We start from the raw sequence: 17,041 nt of genomic DNA on the forward strand, positions 1-17,041 counted from the left end.
CCTTCAATGGTGACGTGATTGCATTTCTTGGACAGGGACGCATGGGCGTCCCCATGGCCCGGCGGCTCGCCGAGGCCGGGCACGAGGTGACGACGTGGCGGCGCGGGACCGGGATCTCGCCCGCCGAGGCGGTGGCCGGGGCGGACCTGGTCATCACGATGCTGCGCGACGGCGACGCGGTGCGCGAGGTGCTGACGGCGGCGCTGCCGGGGCTGCGGCCCGGCGTGACCGTGGTGGAGATGTCGACGATCGGCCCGGACGCGGTGCGCGAGCTGCGGGCGCTGCTGCCGCCCGAGGCGGGCTTGGTGGACGCGCCGGTGCTCGGCAGCGTCGCCCCGGCGGCCGAGGGCACGCTGACCGTGCTGGCCGGGGGCGACGTGGCGGCCGTGCGCGAGGTGCTGTCGGTGTTCGGCACCGTGCGGGAGCTCGGGCCGCTGGGCGCGGGCGCGGCGCTGAAGCTCGCCGTCATGAGCGCGCTCGTGCCCGCCCAGGTGCTGCTCGCGGAGACGTTCGCGTACGGCGAGGCGCACGGCGTGGACCGGGACGCGCTCGCCGCCGTGCTGGCGGGCACCCCGCTCGGCGCGCTGGCCGGTCGGCTGGCCGCGCCCGCGCGGGAGACCCGTTACGCGCTCGGGCTGGCGGCCAAGGACCTGGACCTGGCCGCGTGGGACGGCGCCTCGCTGGCCGCCGCCGCGCTGCGCCGCCTGCGCGAGGCCGAGGCGGCGGGCCTGGGAGAGCGCGACCTGACCGCGATCGCCGGGCACGTCGGGCGGCCCGCCGCGCCGGGCCGGGCGGTGCCGCTGAACCCGGCGGCGGTGCCGGCCACGAACGGCATGTACTCGCACGCGGTCCGCGTGGGCGACATGCTGTACGTCTCGGGCCAGGCGGCCTTCGACGCGAACGGCGACGTGGTCGGCGAGGGCTCGATGGCAGCCCAGGCCGAGTGCGTCTTCGAGAACCTGTCGCGCATCCTGGCCGACCAGGGCGCCACGTTCGCCGATCTCGCCTTCATCCGCACGTACCTGACGAACATGGACGACAGGGTCGAGTACGGGCGCGTACGGCGCAAGTACATCACCGGGACGCCGCCGGCGAGCACGACCGTGGAGGTGTCCCGGCTGTTCATGCCCGGCCTGCTGCTGGAGGTGGACGCGATCGTGGCGCTGCCCCGGCGTTAGGCCAGCGGGCCGGTCACCGACTCGACGGCCTCGACCACGCCGCCGTCGGCGACGAGCCGCACGGCGGCCTCGATCTCCGGCGCGAGGAAGCGGTCGGGGCCGGGACCCGGCACGGTCTCGCGCAGCGCCTTGACCACGGCGGCCGTGGCGGGGGCGGGCTCGAGCGGGCGGCGCAGGTCGAGCGCGCGGGCGGCGGTGAGCACCTCGACGGCCAGCACCCGGGTCAGCCCGTCGACGGAACGGCGCAGCTTGCGGGCGGCCGACCAGCCCATCGAGACGTGGTCCTCCTGCATGGCCGAGCTCGGGATGGAGTCGACGCTGGCGGGCACGGCCAGGCGCTTGAGCTCCGAGACGATCGCGGCCTGCGTGTACTGGGCGATCATGTGGCCGGAGTCGACGCCGGGGTCGTCGGCCAGGAACGCGGGCAGCCCGTGGTTGCGCGCCACGTCCAGGAAGCGGTCGGTGCGCCGCTCGGACATCGAGGCCAGGTCGGCGGCCACGATCGCCAGGAAGTCGAGCACGTACGCGACGGGCGCGCCGTGGAAGTTGCCGTTGGACTCGACGCGGCCGTCGGCGAGCACCGCCGGGTTGTCGACGGCGCTGGCCAGCTCCCAGCCGGCGACGGCGGCGGCGTGCGCGATCGTGTCGCGGGCGGCGCCGGCGACCTGGGGGGCGCAGCGCAGCGAGTAGGCGTCCTGGACGCGGGTGCAGCTCTCCGGGTCGCGGTGGCTGGCCATGATGCCGGAGCCGGCCAGGATCTTCACCATGTTGGCGGCGGCGAGCGCCTGGCCGGGCTGCGGGCGCAGCGCCTGCAGCTCGGGGGCGAACACGCGGTCGGTGCCGAGCAGCGCCTCGACGCTCATCGCGGCGCTCACGTCGGCGGTGCGCACGAGCCGGGTGAGGTCGTCGATGGCCAGCACGAGCATGCCGAGCATGCCGTCGGTGCCGTTGATGAGCGCCAGGCCCTCCTTGGCGGCCAGCTCGACGGGCTCGATACCGGCCTGCTTGAGCGCCTCGCCCGCCGCCGTGACGTCGCCGGACGGGTCGCGGACGACGCCCTCGCCCATGAGCGTGAGCGCGACGTGCGCCAGCGGGGCCAGGTCGCCGGAGCAGCCGAGGCTGCCGTACTCGTGGACGACCGGCGTGATGCCGGAGCTGATGAGGGCGGCCAGGGCCTTGGCCGTGGTCGGCCGCACGCCGGTGTGGCCGGTGGCGAGCGTGTGCAGGCGCAGCAGCATGAGCGCGCGCACCACTTCGGTCTCCACCTCGGGCCCGTTGCCGGCGGCGTGGGAGCGCACCAGGGAGCGCTGGAGCTGGGCGCGCAGCGAGGGGTCGATGTGGCGGGTGGCCAGCGCGCCGAACCCGGTGGACACCCCGTACGCGGGGACCGGGCTCTCGGCCAGCTCGTCCACCCGCTGCCTGGAGGCCGCGACGGCGGCCATGGCGTCGTCGGTGAGGCGTACGGCGGCGCCGTGGCGGGCCACCCGGATGACGTCGTCGAAGGTGAGGGGTTCGGGACCGACGTTCACGACTCCGTTGTCGCGCATGATGTGTTTTCTCCCGCTTAGGTAACCGGCGATTGCCAGGTTAGCTCCTTACTCCAGGGCGCTGTCACGTGGCTCGGGAAGAGCGCCGCCAGCTCACTCCTGCCCTCGTCGGTGAGGGTCAGCGCACGCGGCGCCGCGCCCTGCCGGAACCAGCCGCGTTCCAGCAGCACCGCCGTGACCGCCGCGCCGAGCGCGCCGCCGAGATGGGGCCGCCGCTCGGTCCAGTCAAGGCATTCCGGGGCGAAGCGCCGCCTGGTCGCGCGCGCCCCGGCCACGTGCACGCCGATCCCGGCCAGCAGCCGCTCCCCCTCGGCGGTGACCTCCTCCCCCGCCAGGCAGCCGCTGCCGCGCAACGCCTCCAGCAGCGCCACCCCCGCCTTCCCCGCCAGGTGGTCGTAACACGTACGCGCCTCCTCCAGCAGGCGGGCCTGCCGCGACTGGCGCAGCGACCGCACCGGCGGGCGGGCGCTGACGCGGGCCAGCACCTCCATGACCTCGGCCACCTCCGGCCCGGACAGGCGGTAGTAGCGGTGCCGGCCCTGCCGGACCACGGTCACGAAGCCGCCGTCGAGCAGCCGCGCCAGGTGCGCGCTCGCGGTGGCGGCGCTCACCCCGGCCAGCCGGGCCAGCTCGCCCGCCGCCAGCGCGCGCCCGCCCAGCAGCGCCGTCAGGATGGCCGCCCGGGTCGGGTCGGCGATCAGCGCCGCCACGGGGGCGATGTCGGCGTCACGAACGGTGTGGTCAGCAGCCATACCGTGACGTTAACCCACCCATCCTTCGCCGCCGGACGAAGCAATAGGCTCGCGACCGTGATAAACGAGGCAAAGGACCGCGCAGGTGACAACTGAGGCAAAGGTCGCGCTCGTCACGGGCGCGTCGCGGGGGCTCGGCGCGGTCATCGCGCGCAGGCTGGCGGGCGACGGCTGGACCGTCGCGGTGAACTACCGCTCCGACCACGACGGAGCCGAGCGGGTGGCGGACGGGATCCGGGCCGCGGGCGGCCGGGCGGAGGCGTTCGCCGCCGACGTGACCGACGAGGAGTCGACCCGCGCGCTGGCCGAGGCCGTCGCCGGGCGGCTCGGACCGGTCGGCGCGCTCGTGCTCAACGCCACCGGGCCGCAGCCCGAGGTGCCGATCGAGGACCTGACCTGGCAGGACCACCTCGACCAGCTCACGTTCTTCGTCAAGAGCCCCACCCTGCTCGTACGGGCCTTCCTGCCCGGATGGAAGGAGCGCGGCGGCGGCCGGGTGATCCAGATCGGCTCCGACGTGGTCGACCGCGCGCTGCCCCGCATGTCCGCCTACATCGCGGCCAAGGCGGCGCAGCAGGCGCTCACCCGTTCCTGGGCCCGCGAGCTCGGCCCGCACGGCGTCACCGTCAACCTCGTCGCCCCCGGCTGGATCCCGGTCGAGCGCCACGCGGGCCTGGAGGTGGACGAGTACCTGTCGGAGGTGCCGCTGGGCCGCATGGGCACCCCCGGCGACATCGCCGGAGCGGTCTGCTTCCTCGCCTCGGACGCGGCCGCGTTCATCACGGGCGAGCGCGTCACCGTCAACGGCGGGCACACTTAGACCGCCGGTTGAACGTCCGGCGGCCAGGATCGGGCCATGACCGATTCCGCGACGAACCCCGCGATCGCCGTGGCCGAGGCCGCCGACCGCTGCCTGGCCCTGGCCGCCACCTGGCTCGCCTGGGACGGCAGGCCGATCGTCACCGAGGGCCTGTGGACCCCCGCCAAGGCCGCCCGCCGCATCCAGGACCACCTCGTCGACCACCTGGCCGAGGTGGAGGCGCTGCTGGCGGGCGAGCCGCCGCTCGACACCCCCTGGCACGGGCGGACCGTGACGCTCGACTCCGACTGGGCCCGCTTCACCGAGCTCGACCTGGACGAGGCGCGCGCCCGCTGGCCCCGCCTGGCCCAGGCGTACGTGCACCGCTACGCCACCGCCCCCGACGCCTGGGACACCCCGCGCGACCCGAACTGGACGCTGCGTGAGATCGCCGCCCACGTCGCCGGGATCACCTGGTACGCCGAGCAGGTCGGAGCGCTCCGGTTTGGGGAGTCGGCGAGTTTTCGCTAGAGTTCTCTCGTCGCCCGGCACCGGCCGGGCGGGCGCGGAAGTGGCTCAGTGGTAGAGCATCACCTTGCCAAGGTGAGGGTCGCGGGTTCGAATCCCGTCTTCCGCTCCAAGGACGATTAGCTCAGCGGGAGAGCGCTTCCCTGACACGGAAGAGGTCACTGGTTCAATCCCAGTATCGTCCACACGGTCACTTTTCAAATGGCGCGCCGGCCCGCCACGGCGGATGCTGGGGTGCATGAGCGGCGATGAACCCAGCGACCTGATCCGCAGCGTGTCACGCGCACTGCGCGTGCTGGAGGAGGTCGCCCAGTCCGACCGACCGCTGACGGTCAAGGTGATCGCCCGCCGGTGCGGGCTCAACCTCTCCACCTCCTACCATCTGGTCCGCACGCTCTGCTACGAGGGCTACCTGCTCCGGCTGCCCAGCGGCGACTACCTGCCCGGCCCGCAGGTGGCCGAGCGCTTCCACGACATGCTCGGCGCGCTGGGCCGCCCGCCCAACGCCCGTGCCGTGCTCGGCCACCTGGCCGCCAGCACCGGCCACACCGCCTACCTGGCGCGGCTGACCGAAGGACGGCTGGTGGTCGCCGAGGTGGCCGAGGGCCTCTACTCGCCGTGGCTGGAGGACCTCCAGGCCGGGCTGGAGGCCGCGCCGCACGCGACCGCGCTCGGCAAGGCGCTGCTGGTCGCGCTCCCGCCCGCCGAGCGGCGCGCGATCCTGGAGGAGTCGGGGCTGCGCCGCTTCACCTCCCGCACGCCCGCCACCGCCGACGACGTGGAGAAGGAGTTGTACGGGCTGCGTCCCGGGCAGGTGGTGGAGGAACACGGCCAGTACCGGGAAGAGGTGGCGTGCGCGGCCATCACCGTGCCCGTGCCGACCGGCGGCGACGGTGACTGCCGCTGGACCCTCGGGATCTCCACGCTCGGCCTGGAGATCCCGCCGTGGGCGCCGTCCGTGCTGCGGGAGGCCGCCAGGGACCTGGGAGGCAAGGATCCGTGAAGGTGATCGTCGTGGGGGCGGCGGGCGTGATCGGGCGAGGCGTGCTCCGAGCGTGCCTGGCCGACGACCGCGTCGGGGCAGTCCTCGCCGTCGGCCGCGTCCCCACCGGGGAGCGGCATCCCAAGCTGCGCGAGCTCGTCCGCCCCGACCTGTCCGACCTCGCGCCCGTACGGGACGCGCTGGCGGGCCACGACGCCTGCTTCTGCTGCCCGGAGGGCTCCCCGGCGGACGTCGCCCTGGCCGCCGGGGCGGCGCTGGCGGAGGTCGCCCCGGGGTCGGCGTTCCTGTACGTGTCGGGCGCGGAGGACGGGGACCCGACCGAGGAGGCGCTGCTGGCGCTGCCGCTGCGGGCCTACGTCTTCCGGCCCGGGTATGTGCCCGGGTACGTGCCACGCGGGGTGCCCGGGTATGGACAGCCCATGCACCGCACTGTCGCGCGCACCCGCCTGCACCGGCCGGCCTACGTGGCCGCGGCGCCGTTCCGCCTGCTGCTGCGCCTCCTGCGCCCGGCGGCGGCGGTCACCACGGCCGAGCGGCTCGGGCGGGCTATGATCGCCGTTGCCGAACGGGGGGCTCCGCGGCGGGTCCTCACGGCGGCCGACATCGACGCCTGGTGAACCGCTGGAATAAACAGGCAGCCTCGATTGCTGAGCTGGCTGTTGAAACTTCAACAGTATGGGCTGGTGACCAATATGCAGTTCGGGATCTTCAGTGTCGGCGACGTGACCACCGACCCGACGACGGGCCGCACCCCGACCGAGGCGGAGCGGATCCAGGCGATGGTGACGATCGCGCTCAAGGCCGAGGAGGTCGGGCTCGACGTGTTCGCCACCGGCGAGCACCACAACCCGCCGTTCGTGCCGTCCTCCCCCACGACCATGCTCGGCTACATCGCCGCCAGGACCGAGCGGCTGCAGTTGTCCACCGCCACCACGCTGATCACGACCAACGACCCGGTCAAGATCGCCGAGGACTACGCGATGCTGCAGCACCTGTCCGGAGGCCGGGTCGACCTCATGATGGGCCGCGGCAACACCGGGCCCGTCTACCCGTGGTTCGGCCAGGACATCCGCCAGGGCATCCCGCTCGCCATCGAGAACTACGCGCTGCTCCACCGGCTGTGGCGCGAGGACGTCGTGGACTGGGAGGGCCGCTTCCGCACCCCGCTCCAGGGCTTCACGTCCACGCCCCGGCCGCTCGACGGCGTGCCGCCGTTCGTGTGGCACGGCTCCATCCGCAGCCCGGAGATCGCCGAGCAGGCCGCCTACTACGGTGACGGGTTCTTCGCCAACAACATCTTCTGGCCGAAGGAGCACTTCGTCCGGCTCATCACCCTCTACCGGCAGCGCTACGCCCACTACGGGCACGGCACCCCGGAACAGGCCATCGTCGGGCTCGGCGGCCAGGTGTTCATGCGCAAGAACTCGCAGGACGCCGTGCGCGAGTTCCGGCCGTACTTCGACAACGCCCCCGTGTACGGTCACGGGCCGTCGCTGGAGGAGTTCACCGCCGAGACGCCGCTGACCGTGGGCAGCCCGCAGCAGGTCATCGACCGGACCCTGGAGTTCCGCGAGCACTTCGGCGACTACCAGCGGCAGCTGTTCCTCATGGACCACGCGGGGCTGCCGCTCAAGACGGTCCTGGAGCAGCTCGACCTGCTCGGCGAGGAGGTCGTGCCGGTGCTGCGCGCCGAGTTCGCCAAGGGCCGCCCGGCCGAGGTGCCGGACGCGCCCACCCACGCCTCCCTGCTGGCGGCCCGCACCGAACAGCTCTCCCAGCCCGCCCCCCGTTCGTAAAGGAGAAACCCCGATGAAGCTCGTCGTCGTCACGGCGGGACTGACCCAGCCGTCCTCCACCCGCCTGCTGGCCGACCGCCTCGCCGAGGCGGCCGGGCGGCGGCTCGGCGGCGCCACGCCGCGCGTCGTCGAGCTGCGGGAGCTGGCGGTGGACATCGCCAACAACTTCGTCACCGGCTTCGCCGGGGCCCGGCTGCGCTCGGCGCTGGACGCCGTGGCCGAGGCCGACGGGGTCATCGCGGTCACGCCGGTGTTCAGCGCGTCCTACAGCGGGCTGTTCAAGTCGTTCTTCGACCTGCTGGACCAGGACGCGCTGATGGGCACCCCGGTGCTCATCGCCGCCACCGGCGGCACCGCGCGGCACTCGCTGGCGCTGGAGCACGCGCTCCGGCCGCTGTTCGCCTACCTGCGCGCCGTGGTCGTGCCCACGGCGGTGTACGCGGCGTCGGAGGACTGGGGCGGCACCGGCGACGCCTACACCGGCGGCCTGCCGGACCGCATCACCCGCGCGTCGGGCGAGCTGGCCGACCTCATGCTCCGCCTGGCCCCCGCGCGGGAGCCGAAGGCCGGGCAGACCGAGGACGTGAGCGGGCCGCCGGAGATCGAAGAGGTCGTCCCGTTCGAGCAGCAGCTCGCGGCGGTCCGCCAGGGATAAGCCCGTAGATCGCCCGACATTTCCGCATATCGGGTCCGGATATCGCATCCGGATCCGCGGGCGATCGTCAGCGCGTGCCGGTGATCGTCCGAGGGCCGGCGCGGGGCTTCAGGGGCGGATCTGCCGCAGGATCGACTCGTCGGTGATCGCGCTGTCGCGGGCGAGCAGGAACGCCTTGCTGAGGATCTCCGCCAGCCGGCCGTCCTCCTCGAACGGCAGGAACTGCCTGCCCGTGGCCCGGCGGGCGACCACGCACAGGTAGACGTCGCCCGGCTCCATGAAGACGGCGCCGCTGCTCAGATGGATGCGGTAGGTGCGCAGGTCGCCGCGGACGATCAGCTGCCGGTCGGCCAGCTCGCAGCGGCCGGCGATCGCGGTGCGCGGCAGGATGCGGGCGAGCGCGTCGCGGCGCACCTCCGCCGACGGGGGCAGCTCGGCGTCCGGCAGCGTGCGCCAGTAGGCGCGGTGCCGCTCGCCGCCCCGGCCCGACCAGCCCGGGTCGGCGCCGATCGAGGTGACGGCGACGAACAGGTCCACGTCACGCATGGCCTCGCTGAACACCAGCGGCGGCGCCTCGGCCAGGGCTGCCTCCGCCCACCGGCGGCCCGCGCGCCGTTCGAAGCGGACCGCGCCGGTCGAGGCCACCAGCTCACCGCCTTCGCGCCCGGCCGACACGTAGCGGAAGCGCGCCCGCCAGGCGCCCTCGGCCAGCTCCTTGCGGGCGTCGGCCTCGTCGTGGTGGTGCAGCCACTCGGCCTGCCAGCCGCGCTCCTTGACCAGGGCGTAGAGGCGGTCGTGGACGACGAGGTGGGCGGCGAACCGCTCGGAGCGGGGCGAGGTCTCCAGCTCGGCCGGGGTGAGGAGGTAGACCTCGCGGAACGCCTGCTTGAACGGCTGGCGCAGCTGCCGCCCCGTCACCGTCTCGCGCCACTCGCGCACCTCGTCCAGGGAGGCGCGGGCCGGATGCCACAGCCGGACGCGGTCCCCCACCGGCTCGGAATCGCCGGGCAGAAAGGACCCGCCCGGCAGGAAGGGCTCGCCGTCGCCGCTCTGCCAGATCAGGGCGCGGGTGACGGCTCCGGTGATCGGGTGGTCGCGGTAGTGGCGGGCCCACTCCTCGTACGGCCACGAACGGTCGACGGTGAACAGGGACTCCAGGCGGGCCCGCTCGGCCGACAGGGTGCGGCGGACCTCCTTGGCCACGGCCTTGATCTCGGCCGCGAGCTCGGGGCCGCCGCCGAGGTCACCGGGCAGGCTCCGGCGGACCGTGCCGTCGTCGGAGCGGGCGGAGACGCGTACGGTCCGGGCGTCCTCGACCGCGAGCGTGACCGTCCACGGGGCGCACCGCCACGAGCGGGTGCCGTCGGCGGCCAGCCCGTGCGCGGGGACGGCGCGCTCGACGAGCTGGGCGGCGGTGATGCCGTCGCGGGCCGCCGCCGTGGTGAGGGCCGCGTCGATCTGCTTGTGCAGCGCCCGGCTCCTGACCGTCCGCTGGAGGCGGCGCAGCGCCTCGACCGCGCCGTCGCACTCGGCCATCGCGTGGACGGCCGCGCCGGCCAGCTTGAGATCCATCACCACCTCGCGCCCGCCGCCCGCCGCGGCCTCCGCCAGCCGGACCAGCGCCGCCACGGCCCCGTCGACGCCGGTGAGCACCGCCGCCCAGGCGAAACCCCGGGCCATGTCACTGTTGACCTCGACCCGCAGCAGCCGGACGTGCCCGGCGGGCAGCGGGCCGTCGAACGCGCGCACCGCCGCCGCCACCAGCTCCGCCGCGCCGTCGGCCGCCAGCAGGTCCACGGCGCGGGCACGCCACGCCTTCGTCGGCCGCGGGCTGCCCGCCTCCGCCAAATGCTCCACCAGCTCCACCAGGTGCGGAGCCGGCGAACCGCCCAGGTGGGCGCGGACCAGGGCGCCCCAGCCGTCGAGGCCCAGCGGCAGGGGCGGCGCCTCCGGGTTGACCGGAGCCAGCGCCCGCTGCACCAGCCGGCTCTCCTGCCCGCCCAGGTAGAAGCGTCCCGCCTCGTCGATCAGCCGCTCGGCCACCGCCCACAGCCCCGCCCGCCGCTCCGGGGGGAACGCGGCGGCGCGCTCGCCCAGCAGCGGGATCCACTCCAGGTCGTGCCAGCCGTTGCCACCCCTGCCGATCACCTCGCACAGCTCCGTCAGCTCCTCGACGCTCCACCCGTCGGACCGGGTGAACGCCAGCGTGAACTCCTCGCTGTGGTCGTCGGCCGTCAGCCGGGCGAGGGCGAGCGCCGCCCGGCGGCACGTCTCGTGGTCCGCCTCGCGCAGCTCCGCCGCCACCGCGCGGCGCACCGGCCTCACCCGGTCGCGCAGCTTCTCCCGTACGTCGTGCGCGGTCAGCGGGACCGCGGCCATCTCCCGGTCATGGGCGGCCAGCTCGTCGAGCGAGGGAATCATGCGGCCGATCCTGCCGTACCGCACCGACAATCCGCCCCTCCAGGCGAACCTCCCCACCGGGCCCGGCCCCGTACGGAAAGGGCCGCCCTGGTGACCGCCTGCGGGCCCTCCCGGTGAGGTGGCGGCCCCTGGAAGGCGCAGACGGGCTCCCGCCCAGCGCCGGTCACCGTACGGGGGTTGGCCCCCGCCTGGGTCGGCCACGGCCCGGGGATGCCAACCGCCCGGGAATACCACCCCGCCCGCGGATCGCCCGATTGGGGCGGTTCCCTGGGCGGCGGGCGGGCGGGCCAAACGGCCGGGGCCGGGTGGGTCAGCGGAGGAAGGCGGCGGGGACGCCGGCGTCGACCGGGATGTGGAGGCCCGTGGTGACGCTGAGGTCGCCGGAGGTGAGGGCGAGGACGGCGGCGGCGACGTGCTCCGGCAGGACTTCCTGCTTGAGCAGCGTGCGCTGGGCGTAGAACTCGCCGAGCTTCTCCTCCTCGACCCCGTAGACGGCGGCCCGGTTGGCGCCCCAGCCGGAGGCGAAGATGCCGGAGCCGCGGACGACGCCGTCGGGGTTGACGCCGTTGACGCGGATGCCGTGGCCGCCCAGTTCGGCGGCGAGGAGCCGTACCTGGTGGGCCTGGTCGGCCTTGGCGGCGCCGTAGGCGACGTTGTTGGGCCCGGCGAAGACGGAGTTCTTGGAGGAGATGTAGACGATGTCGCCGCCCGTGCCCTGGTCGATGAGGACGCGGGCGCTCTCGCGGGAGACGAGGAACGAGCCGCGCGCCATCACGTCGTGCTGCAGGTCCCAGTCGTCGAGGGTGGTCTCCAGGAGGGAGCGCGACAGGGACAGGCCGGCGTTGTTGACGACGAGGTCGATGCCGCCGAAGGCGAGGACGGCCTGCCGTACGGCGTCGGTGACCTGGTCCTCGGAGGTGACGTCGACGGCGACGGCGATGGCGGCGTCGGCGGGCCGGTGGGCGCGGGCGCCGAGTTCGGCGGCGACCTTCTCGGCGGCGGCGTGGTCGCGGTCGGCGACGACGACGCAGGCGCCTTCGGCGGCGAGGCGGCGGGCGGTGGCGGCGCCGATGCCGGAGCCGCCGCCGGTGACGAACGCGACGCGCCCGGCGAGCGGCTTGGGCGCGGGCAGGCGGCGGAGTTTGGCCTCTTCGAGCTCCCAGTACTCGATGCGGAACTTCTCGGCCTCGTCGATGGGCCGGTACGACGACAGGGCCTCGGCGCCGCGCATCACGTTGACGGCGTTGACGTAGAACTCGCCGGCGACGCGGGCGGTCTGCTTGTCCTTGCCGAAGCTGAACATGCCGACGCCGGGGACGAGCACGATGGCCGGGTCGGCCCCGCGCATGGGCGGCGAGCCGGGTGTGGCGTGGCGGGCGTAGTAGGCGGCGTACTCCTCGCGGTAGGCGGCGTGCAGTTCGCGCAGCCTGGCCAGGGCGTCGGGCAGGGGCGCGTCGGGCGGCAGGTCGAGGACGAGCGGCGCGACCTTGGTGCGCAGGAAGTGGTCGGGGCAGGAGGTGCCGAGGGCGGCCAGGCGGGGGTGTTCGGCGCGGGACAGGAAGTCGAGCACCTCGGGGCTGTCGGTGTAGTGGCCGACCTGCCGGGTGTCGGTGCCGGCCAGGCCGCGGATCACGGGGAACAGCTCGGCGGCGCGGCGGCGGCGGGCGTCCTCGGGCAGCGGCTGGTGGACGACGGGGCCGAACGGGTCGGGGCGGCCGTGCTCGGCGATGTAGCGCTCGGCGGTGCGGATGATGTCGAGGGCGTTGGCCTGGCATTCGTCGCTGGTGGCGCCCCAGGCGGTGATGCCGTGGCCGCCGAGGACGCAGCCGATGGCGGCGGGGTTCGCCTCCTTGACGGCGGCGATGTCGAGGCCGAGCTGGAAGCCGGGCCGCCGCCAGGGCACCCACACCACGCGGTCGCCGAAGATCCGCTCGGTCAGCGCGGGCCCGTCGGCGGCGGTGGCGATGGCGATGCCGGAGTCGGGGTGCAGGTGGTCGACGTGGGCGGCGTCGACGAGGGCGTGCATGGCGGTGTCGATGGACGGGGCGGCGCCGCCCTTGCCGTGCAGGCAGTAGTCGAACGCGGCGACCATCTCGTCCTCGCGTTCGACGCCCGGGTAGACGGCGGTGAGGGCGCGGACGCGGTCGAGGCGGAGCACGGCCAGGCCGGCGGCGGTCAGCGTGCCGAGGTCGCCGCCGGAGCCCTTGACCCACATGAGCTCGACGTCGCCGCCGGTGACGGGGTCGGTGCCGGTGCCCTTGGCGGAGGCGTTGCCGCCGGCGTAGTTGGTGTTGCGCGGGTCGGAGCCGAGCGTGTGCGCCCGGGCGAGCAGTTCGTCGACGACGGTCATCAGGCTCCCCATCCTGCCTGGTTGCCGCCCACCCGATCGGCGGCGATTTTCGCGAAATATCCGGACTTGGCGTAGGCGGCCATCGGGTCGGGCGCCAGCCCCATCTCCTCACGCAGCTCGGCCAGCAGCGGCCGCACGTCGGTGTTGTACGCGTCCATGAGCACCGCGTTCGCGCCGAGCACGTCACCGGCGCGCTGCGCGGCGGCGAGCGCGTCGCGGTCGACGAGCAGCGCCTTGGCGGTGGCCTCCTGGACGTTCATGACGGACCGGATCTGCCCGGGGATCTTCGGCTCGATGTTGTGGCACTGGTCGAGCATGAACGCGGTCCGCTCGGTGTAACCGCCGCCGCCGATCACCTCGAACATGATGCGGAACAGCTGGAACGGGTCGGCCGCCCCCACCATGAGGTCGTCGTCGGCGTAGAAGCGCGAGTTGAAGTCGAACCCGCCGAGCTTCCCCTCGCGCAGCAGGAACGCCACGATGAACTCGATGTTCGTGCCCGGCGCGTGGTGCCCGGTGTCGACGACGACCTGGGCCTTGGGCCCGAGCCGCACGCAGTGGGCGTAGGCGGTGCCCCAGTCGGGCACGTCGGTCACGTAGAAGGCGGGCTCGAACAGCTTGTACTCCAGCAGGAAGCGCTGCCCGTCGCCGAGCCGCTCGTACACGCTCGACAGGGCCTCTGCGAGCCGGTCCTGCCGGGCGCGGATGTCGTCCTGGCCGGGGTAGTTGGTGCCGTCGGAGAACCACAGTTTCAGCGTGTCGGACCCGGTCTCGTCCATGATGTCCACGCACTCCAGCAGGTGCGCCAGCGCCTTGGCGCGCACCGCCGGGTCGGGGTGGGTGACGCTGCCCAGCTTGTAGTCGTCGTCCTGGAACACGTTGGAGTTGATCGCGCCGATCCCGACGCCCAGCTCGGCGGCGTGCCGGGCCAGGTCGGCGTAGGAGTCCACCCTGTCCCAGGGGATGTGCAGGGCGACGGTGGGCGCCACGCCGGTGAACCGGTGCACCTGCGCGGCGTCGGCGATCTTCTCGTACGGGTCGCGAGGGACTCCCGGTTGCGCGAAGACCTTGAACCGGGTCCCGGAGTTGCCGTAGGCCCACGAGGGGGTCTCTATCCGCTGCTTCCGCAGCGCTTCCTTGATCATCCACTTCCCCGAATCAGTCCAGATGGAAGACTTCGCCGAGCCTGACCATGCTCTCGTCGGGCCGGCCTTCCTCGAAGAACGGCGCCATGTCGCGCTGCCAGCGGGCGTTCACCTCGGTGGCGGCCATCGCGTGCCGGGCGGCGGCGAAGTCGTCGGTCTCCAGGTAGCCGACGAGCAGCCCGTCGTCGCGCAGGAAGAGCGAGTAGTTGCGCCATCCGGCCTCCCGCAGCGCGTCGAGCATGCCGGGCCACACCTGCCGGTGCCGTTCCCGGTACTCGTCGAGGCGGTCGGGCCGTACGTTCAGCAGGAAGCACACCCGCTCCACGCGCGATCTCCTTCGTTAGGAACGTTTTAACCAGCCGCCTCCGGAATCTAGGTGCTGTTCCTTCCGCCGTCAATGCCTCCAGGAGCACTCTGGCGCAGCTGTGATTGTTACGTTTTAATCAGGCTGTGCGATTCACGGCTGTTGATCTGGGTGCGTCCAGCGGACGGGTGATGCGGGCCGACGTGTCGGCCGGGCGGATGACGCTGACGGAGGTGCACCGCTTCCCCAACCGGCCCGTACGGGTGTCCGGGACCCTGCACTGGGACATCCTCGGCCTCTACCGGGGCGTGCTCGACGGGCTGCGGGCGGCGGGACCGGCCGAGTCCGTCGGCATCGACTCCTGGGCCGTCGACTACGGGCTGCTCGACGGCGCCGGGCGCCTGATCGGCAACCCGGTGCACTACCGCGACGCGCGCACCGCCGGCGTCACCGCGCGGGTGGACCCGTACGAGGTGACGGGGGTGCAGTTCCTGCCGTTCAACACGGTCAACCAGCTGCTGCGCGAGCGCCTCGACGGGGCCGCGACGATGCTGATGATCCCGGACCTGCTCGGCTACTGGCTGACCGGAACGATCGGGGCCGAGCGGACGAACGCCTCCACGACCGGCCTGTACGACGTGAGGCGGCGCGACTGGGCGTGGGACCTGATCGACACGCTGGGCCTGCCGCGCCGGATCTTCCCGCCGATCGCCGCGGACGGCGGCGGCGCCGCGCTGCTGGACGACGTGGCCGAGGAGGTCGGCTACCAGACCCGGGTGGTCAGGGTCGCCTCGCACGACACCGCCTCCGCCGTGGTGGCCGTGCCCGCCGAGACCTCCCGGTTCGCCTACATCTCGTGCGGCACCTGGTCGCTGGTCGGCGTGGAGCTGCCCGCGCCGGTGCTCACCGAGGAGAGCCGGCTGGCGAACTTCACCAACGAGGCGGGCGTCGACGGCACCACCCGCTACCTGCGCAACGTCATGGGCCTGTGGATCCTCCAGGAGTGCCTGCGCGTGTGGGGGAACCCGCCGCTGGAGCCGCTGCTGGCCGAGGCGGAGCGCGTCCGCGCCGAGGCGGTCGTCGACCCGGACGACCCGGCGTTCCTGCCGCCCGGCGACATGCCCGCGCGCATCGCCGATCACTGCGCGAGGACCGGGCAGCGCGCTCCGGAGGGGCGGGCGCAGGTCGTACGATGCATCCTGCGGAGCCTCGCCCTCGCCTACCGGCGGGCGATCGACGACGCGGTGCGGCTCAGCGGCCGGCCCGTCGAGGTCGTCCACCTGGTCGGCGGCGGCTCGCTCAACGAGCTGCTGTGCCGGCTGACGGCCCGGGCGACCGGGCTGCCGGTCGTCGCCGGGCCCGTCGAGGCGGCCGCGCTCGGCAACGCGCTGATGCAGGCCCGGGCGCGCGGCCTGGTCGGCGACCTGGCCGAGATGCGGGACCTGATCCGGCGCAGCGCGGGCGTGCGCACCTACGAGCCACACGGGGGCGAAGATGACCACGGTGAGCATTAAGGACGTGGCGGCCCTGGCCGGGGTGTCCCCCGGCACGGTGTCCAACGTGCTCAACCGGCCCGAGAAGGTGGCCGGCTCGACCCGCGACCGGGTGGAGACCGCGATCAGGCAGCTCGGCTTCGTCCGCCACGGCTCGGCCTCCACGCTGCGCGCCGGCCACAGCCGCACGGTCGGCCTGTCGGTGATCGACATCGGCAACCCGTTCTTCACCGACGTGGCCGCCGGGGTGGAGGACCTGGCCAGCGAGCGCGGCTACGCGGTCATCCTGGGCAACTCCTCCGGCAGCCCGGCCAAGGAGGAGCGCAACCTGCTGGTCTTCGCCGAGCAGCGGGTGCGCGGGGTGCTCATCACGCCGTCGGGCGCCGACCCGCGCCGGCTCGCCATGCTGCGCGAGCGCGGCATCGCCGTCGTGCTGGTCGACCATCCGGCCGAGCGGCCCGACCAGTGCGCGGTCGCGGTCAACGACGTCGCCGGCGGCTCCCTGGCGGTGACGCACCTGCTGGCGGGCGGGGCCGACCGGATCGCGTACGTGTCGGGACCCGCCTCGATCCGGCAGTGCCAGGACCGGCTGCGGGGGGCCGGGCGGGCGCTGGCGGCGGCCGGGCGCGACCCGGCGGAGCTGCGGGAGCTGGCCATGCCGGCGATGACGGCGGCGGCGGGCCAGCAGGCCGCCCTGACGCTGCTCGCCGAGGACGCGCTGCCCGACGCGCTGTTCTGCGCCAACGACCTGCTGGCGCTCGGCGTGCTGCGCGGGCTGCTCCAGGCGGGGGTGCGGGTGCCCGCCGACGTGTCGCTGATCGGCTATGACGACATCGACTTCGCCTCGGCGTCCGCGGTGTCGCTGAGCTCGATCCGGCAGCCGACCTACCAGCTCGGCCGGGCGGCGACCGAGCTGCTGCTGGACGAGTGCGACGACCCGGCCACACACGCCCACCAGCAGGTCATGTTCCAGCCGGACCTCGTCGTGCGGGAGTCCACGCGGTAGCTTGGGACATAAGCGGAGCAACGGGGTGAATGATGTCAAATGGTGTTCGTCATGGGCTGGGGTT

At 73.8% G+C, this 17,041-nt stretch carries 15 protein-coding genes and 2 tRNA genes; 11 read left to right on the forward strand and 6 right to left on the reverse strand.

The genetic code is table 11. The features are described 5' to 3' along the window. The first annotated feature begins 14 nt into the window (after positions 1-14). Positions 15-1,178 (forward strand): NAD(P)-binding domain-containing protein, encoded by a 1,164-nt coding sequence (locus ACBI99_RS30145; protein ID WP_375074044.1) that lies wholly within the window; start codon positions 15-17, stop codon positions 1,176-1,178. Here ACBI99_RS30145 and hutH read toward each other — a convergent pair. Next, on the reverse strand, positions 1,175-2,725 hold the full coding sequence (hutH, locus tag ACBI99_RS30150; RefSeq protein ID WP_375074045.1) for a histidine ammonia-lyase: 1,551 nt from the start codon (positions 2,723-2,725) through the stop codon (positions 1,175-1,177). The two genes, ACBI99_RS30145 and hutH, sit on opposite strands and share 4 nt — an antisense overlap. Positions 2,726-2,742: 17 nt before the next feature. Next, the gene (locus tag ACBI99_RS30155) at positions 2,743-3,477 is read right to left on the reverse strand and encodes an ArsR/SmtB family transcription factor (RefSeq protein WP_375074046.1); all 735 of its coding nucleotides are present in this window, start codon (positions 3,475-3,477) and stop codon (positions 2,743-2,745) included. An 85-nt stretch (positions 3,478-3,562) separates the two neighbouring features. Here ACBI99_RS30155 and ACBI99_RS30160 point away from each other — a divergent pair, with 85 nt between their 5' ends. From ACBI99_RS30160 to ACBI99_RS30195, 8 genes are all read left to right on the forward strand, one after another. Then, positions 3,563-4,297: an SDR family oxidoreductase gene (locus ACBI99_RS30160; protein WP_375074047.1), complete on the forward strand. Its 735-nt coding sequence runs from the start codon at positions 3,563-3,565 to the stop codon at positions 4,295-4,297. Positions 4,298-4,333: 36 nt separating this feature from the next. Beyond that, on the forward strand, positions 4,334-4,807 hold the full coding sequence (locus ACBI99_RS30165) for a hypothetical protein (RefSeq protein ID WP_357587552.1): 474 nt from the start codon (positions 4,334-4,336) through the stop codon (positions 4,805-4,807). 34 nt (positions 4,808-4,841) lie between these two features. Then, positions 4,842-4,916 (forward strand) — tRNA-Gly (locus ACBI99_RS30170). Position 4,917: 1 nt separating this feature from the next. Next, positions 4,918-4,989 (forward strand) — tRNA-Val (locus tag ACBI99_RS30175). 53 nt (positions 4,990-5,042) lie between these two features. Next, positions 5,043-5,807: an IclR family transcriptional regulator gene (locus ACBI99_RS30180; RefSeq protein WP_219502026.1), complete on the forward strand. Its 765-nt coding sequence runs from the start codon at positions 5,043-5,045 to the stop codon at positions 5,805-5,807. Beyond that, positions 5,804-6,424 carry an epimerase gene (locus ACBI99_RS30185; protein WP_375074048.1) on the forward strand — a complete coding sequence of 207 codons (621 nt, stop codon included), beginning with the start codon at positions 5,804-5,806 and terminating at the stop codon, positions 6,422-6,424. Before ACBI99_RS30180 ends, ACBI99_RS30185 begins: the two co-directional genes overlap by 4 nt. Before the next feature lie 75 nt (positions 6,425-6,499). Next, positions 6,500-7,603, forward strand: a complete 1,104-nt coding sequence (locus tag ACBI99_RS30190) for an LLM class flavin-dependent oxidoreductase (protein WP_375074107.1) — start codon at positions 6,500-6,502, stop codon at positions 7,601-7,603. A 13-nt stretch (positions 7,604-7,616) separates the two neighbouring features. Next, the gene (locus ACBI99_RS30195; protein WP_375074049.1) at positions 7,617-8,258 is read left to right on the forward strand and encodes an FMN reductase; all 642 of its coding nucleotides are present in this window, start codon (positions 7,617-7,619) and stop codon (positions 8,256-8,258) included. 108 nt (positions 8,259-8,366) lie between these two features. On the opposite strand, the gene ACBI99_RS30200 is transcribed toward ACBI99_RS30195, so the two are convergent. The 4 genes from ACBI99_RS30200 to ACBI99_RS30215 form a co-directional block, all read right to left on the reverse strand. Continuing rightward, positions 8,367-10,679, reverse strand: coding sequence for a DUF4132 domain-containing protein (locus ACBI99_RS30200; protein ID WP_375074050.1), 2,313 nt, complete (start codon positions 10,677-10,679; stop codon positions 8,367-8,369). A gap of 310 nt (positions 10,680-10,989) precedes the next feature. Then, complete coding sequence (locus ACBI99_RS30205) at positions 10,990-13,029, reverse strand: bifunctional aldolase/short-chain dehydrogenase (RefSeq protein WP_246644311.1); 2,040 nt, start codon at positions 13,027-13,029, stop codon at positions 10,990-10,992. Then, positions 13,029-14,174: an L-rhamnose isomerase gene (gene rhaI / locus ACBI99_RS30210; protein WP_219502016.1), complete on the reverse strand. Its 1,146-nt coding sequence runs from the start codon at positions 14,172-14,174 to the stop codon at positions 13,029-13,031. The genes ACBI99_RS30205 and rhaI overlap by 1 nt, the downstream gene beginning before the upstream one ends. Before the next feature lie 13 nt (positions 14,175-14,187). Then, on the reverse strand, positions 14,188-14,499 hold the full coding sequence (locus tag ACBI99_RS30215) for an L-rhamnose mutarotase (RefSeq protein ID WP_219502014.1): 312 nt from the start codon (positions 14,497-14,499) through the stop codon (positions 14,188-14,190). 170 nt (positions 14,500-14,669) lie between these two features. Here ACBI99_RS30215 and ACBI99_RS30220 point away from each other — a divergent pair, with 170 nt between their 5' ends. Further along, a complete protein-coding gene (locus ACBI99_RS30220) occupies positions 14,670-15,992 on the forward strand; it encodes a rhamnulokinase family protein (protein WP_375074108.1) in 1,323 nt (440 codons plus the stop codon). After that, entirely contained in the window at positions 15,973-16,977 is a 1,005-nt protein-coding gene (locus ACBI99_RS30225; RefSeq protein ID WP_375074051.1) for a LacI family DNA-binding transcriptional regulator, read from the forward strand. The genes ACBI99_RS30220 and ACBI99_RS30225 overlap by 20 nt, the downstream gene beginning before the upstream one ends. Positions 16,978-17,041 lie beyond the last annotated feature (64 nt).

It is taken from the genome of Nonomuraea sp. ATR24, from assembly GCF_041950485.1.
Lineage (GTDB): Bacteria > Actinomycetota > Actinomycetes > Streptosporangiales > Streptosporangiaceae > Nonomuraea > Nonomuraea ceibae.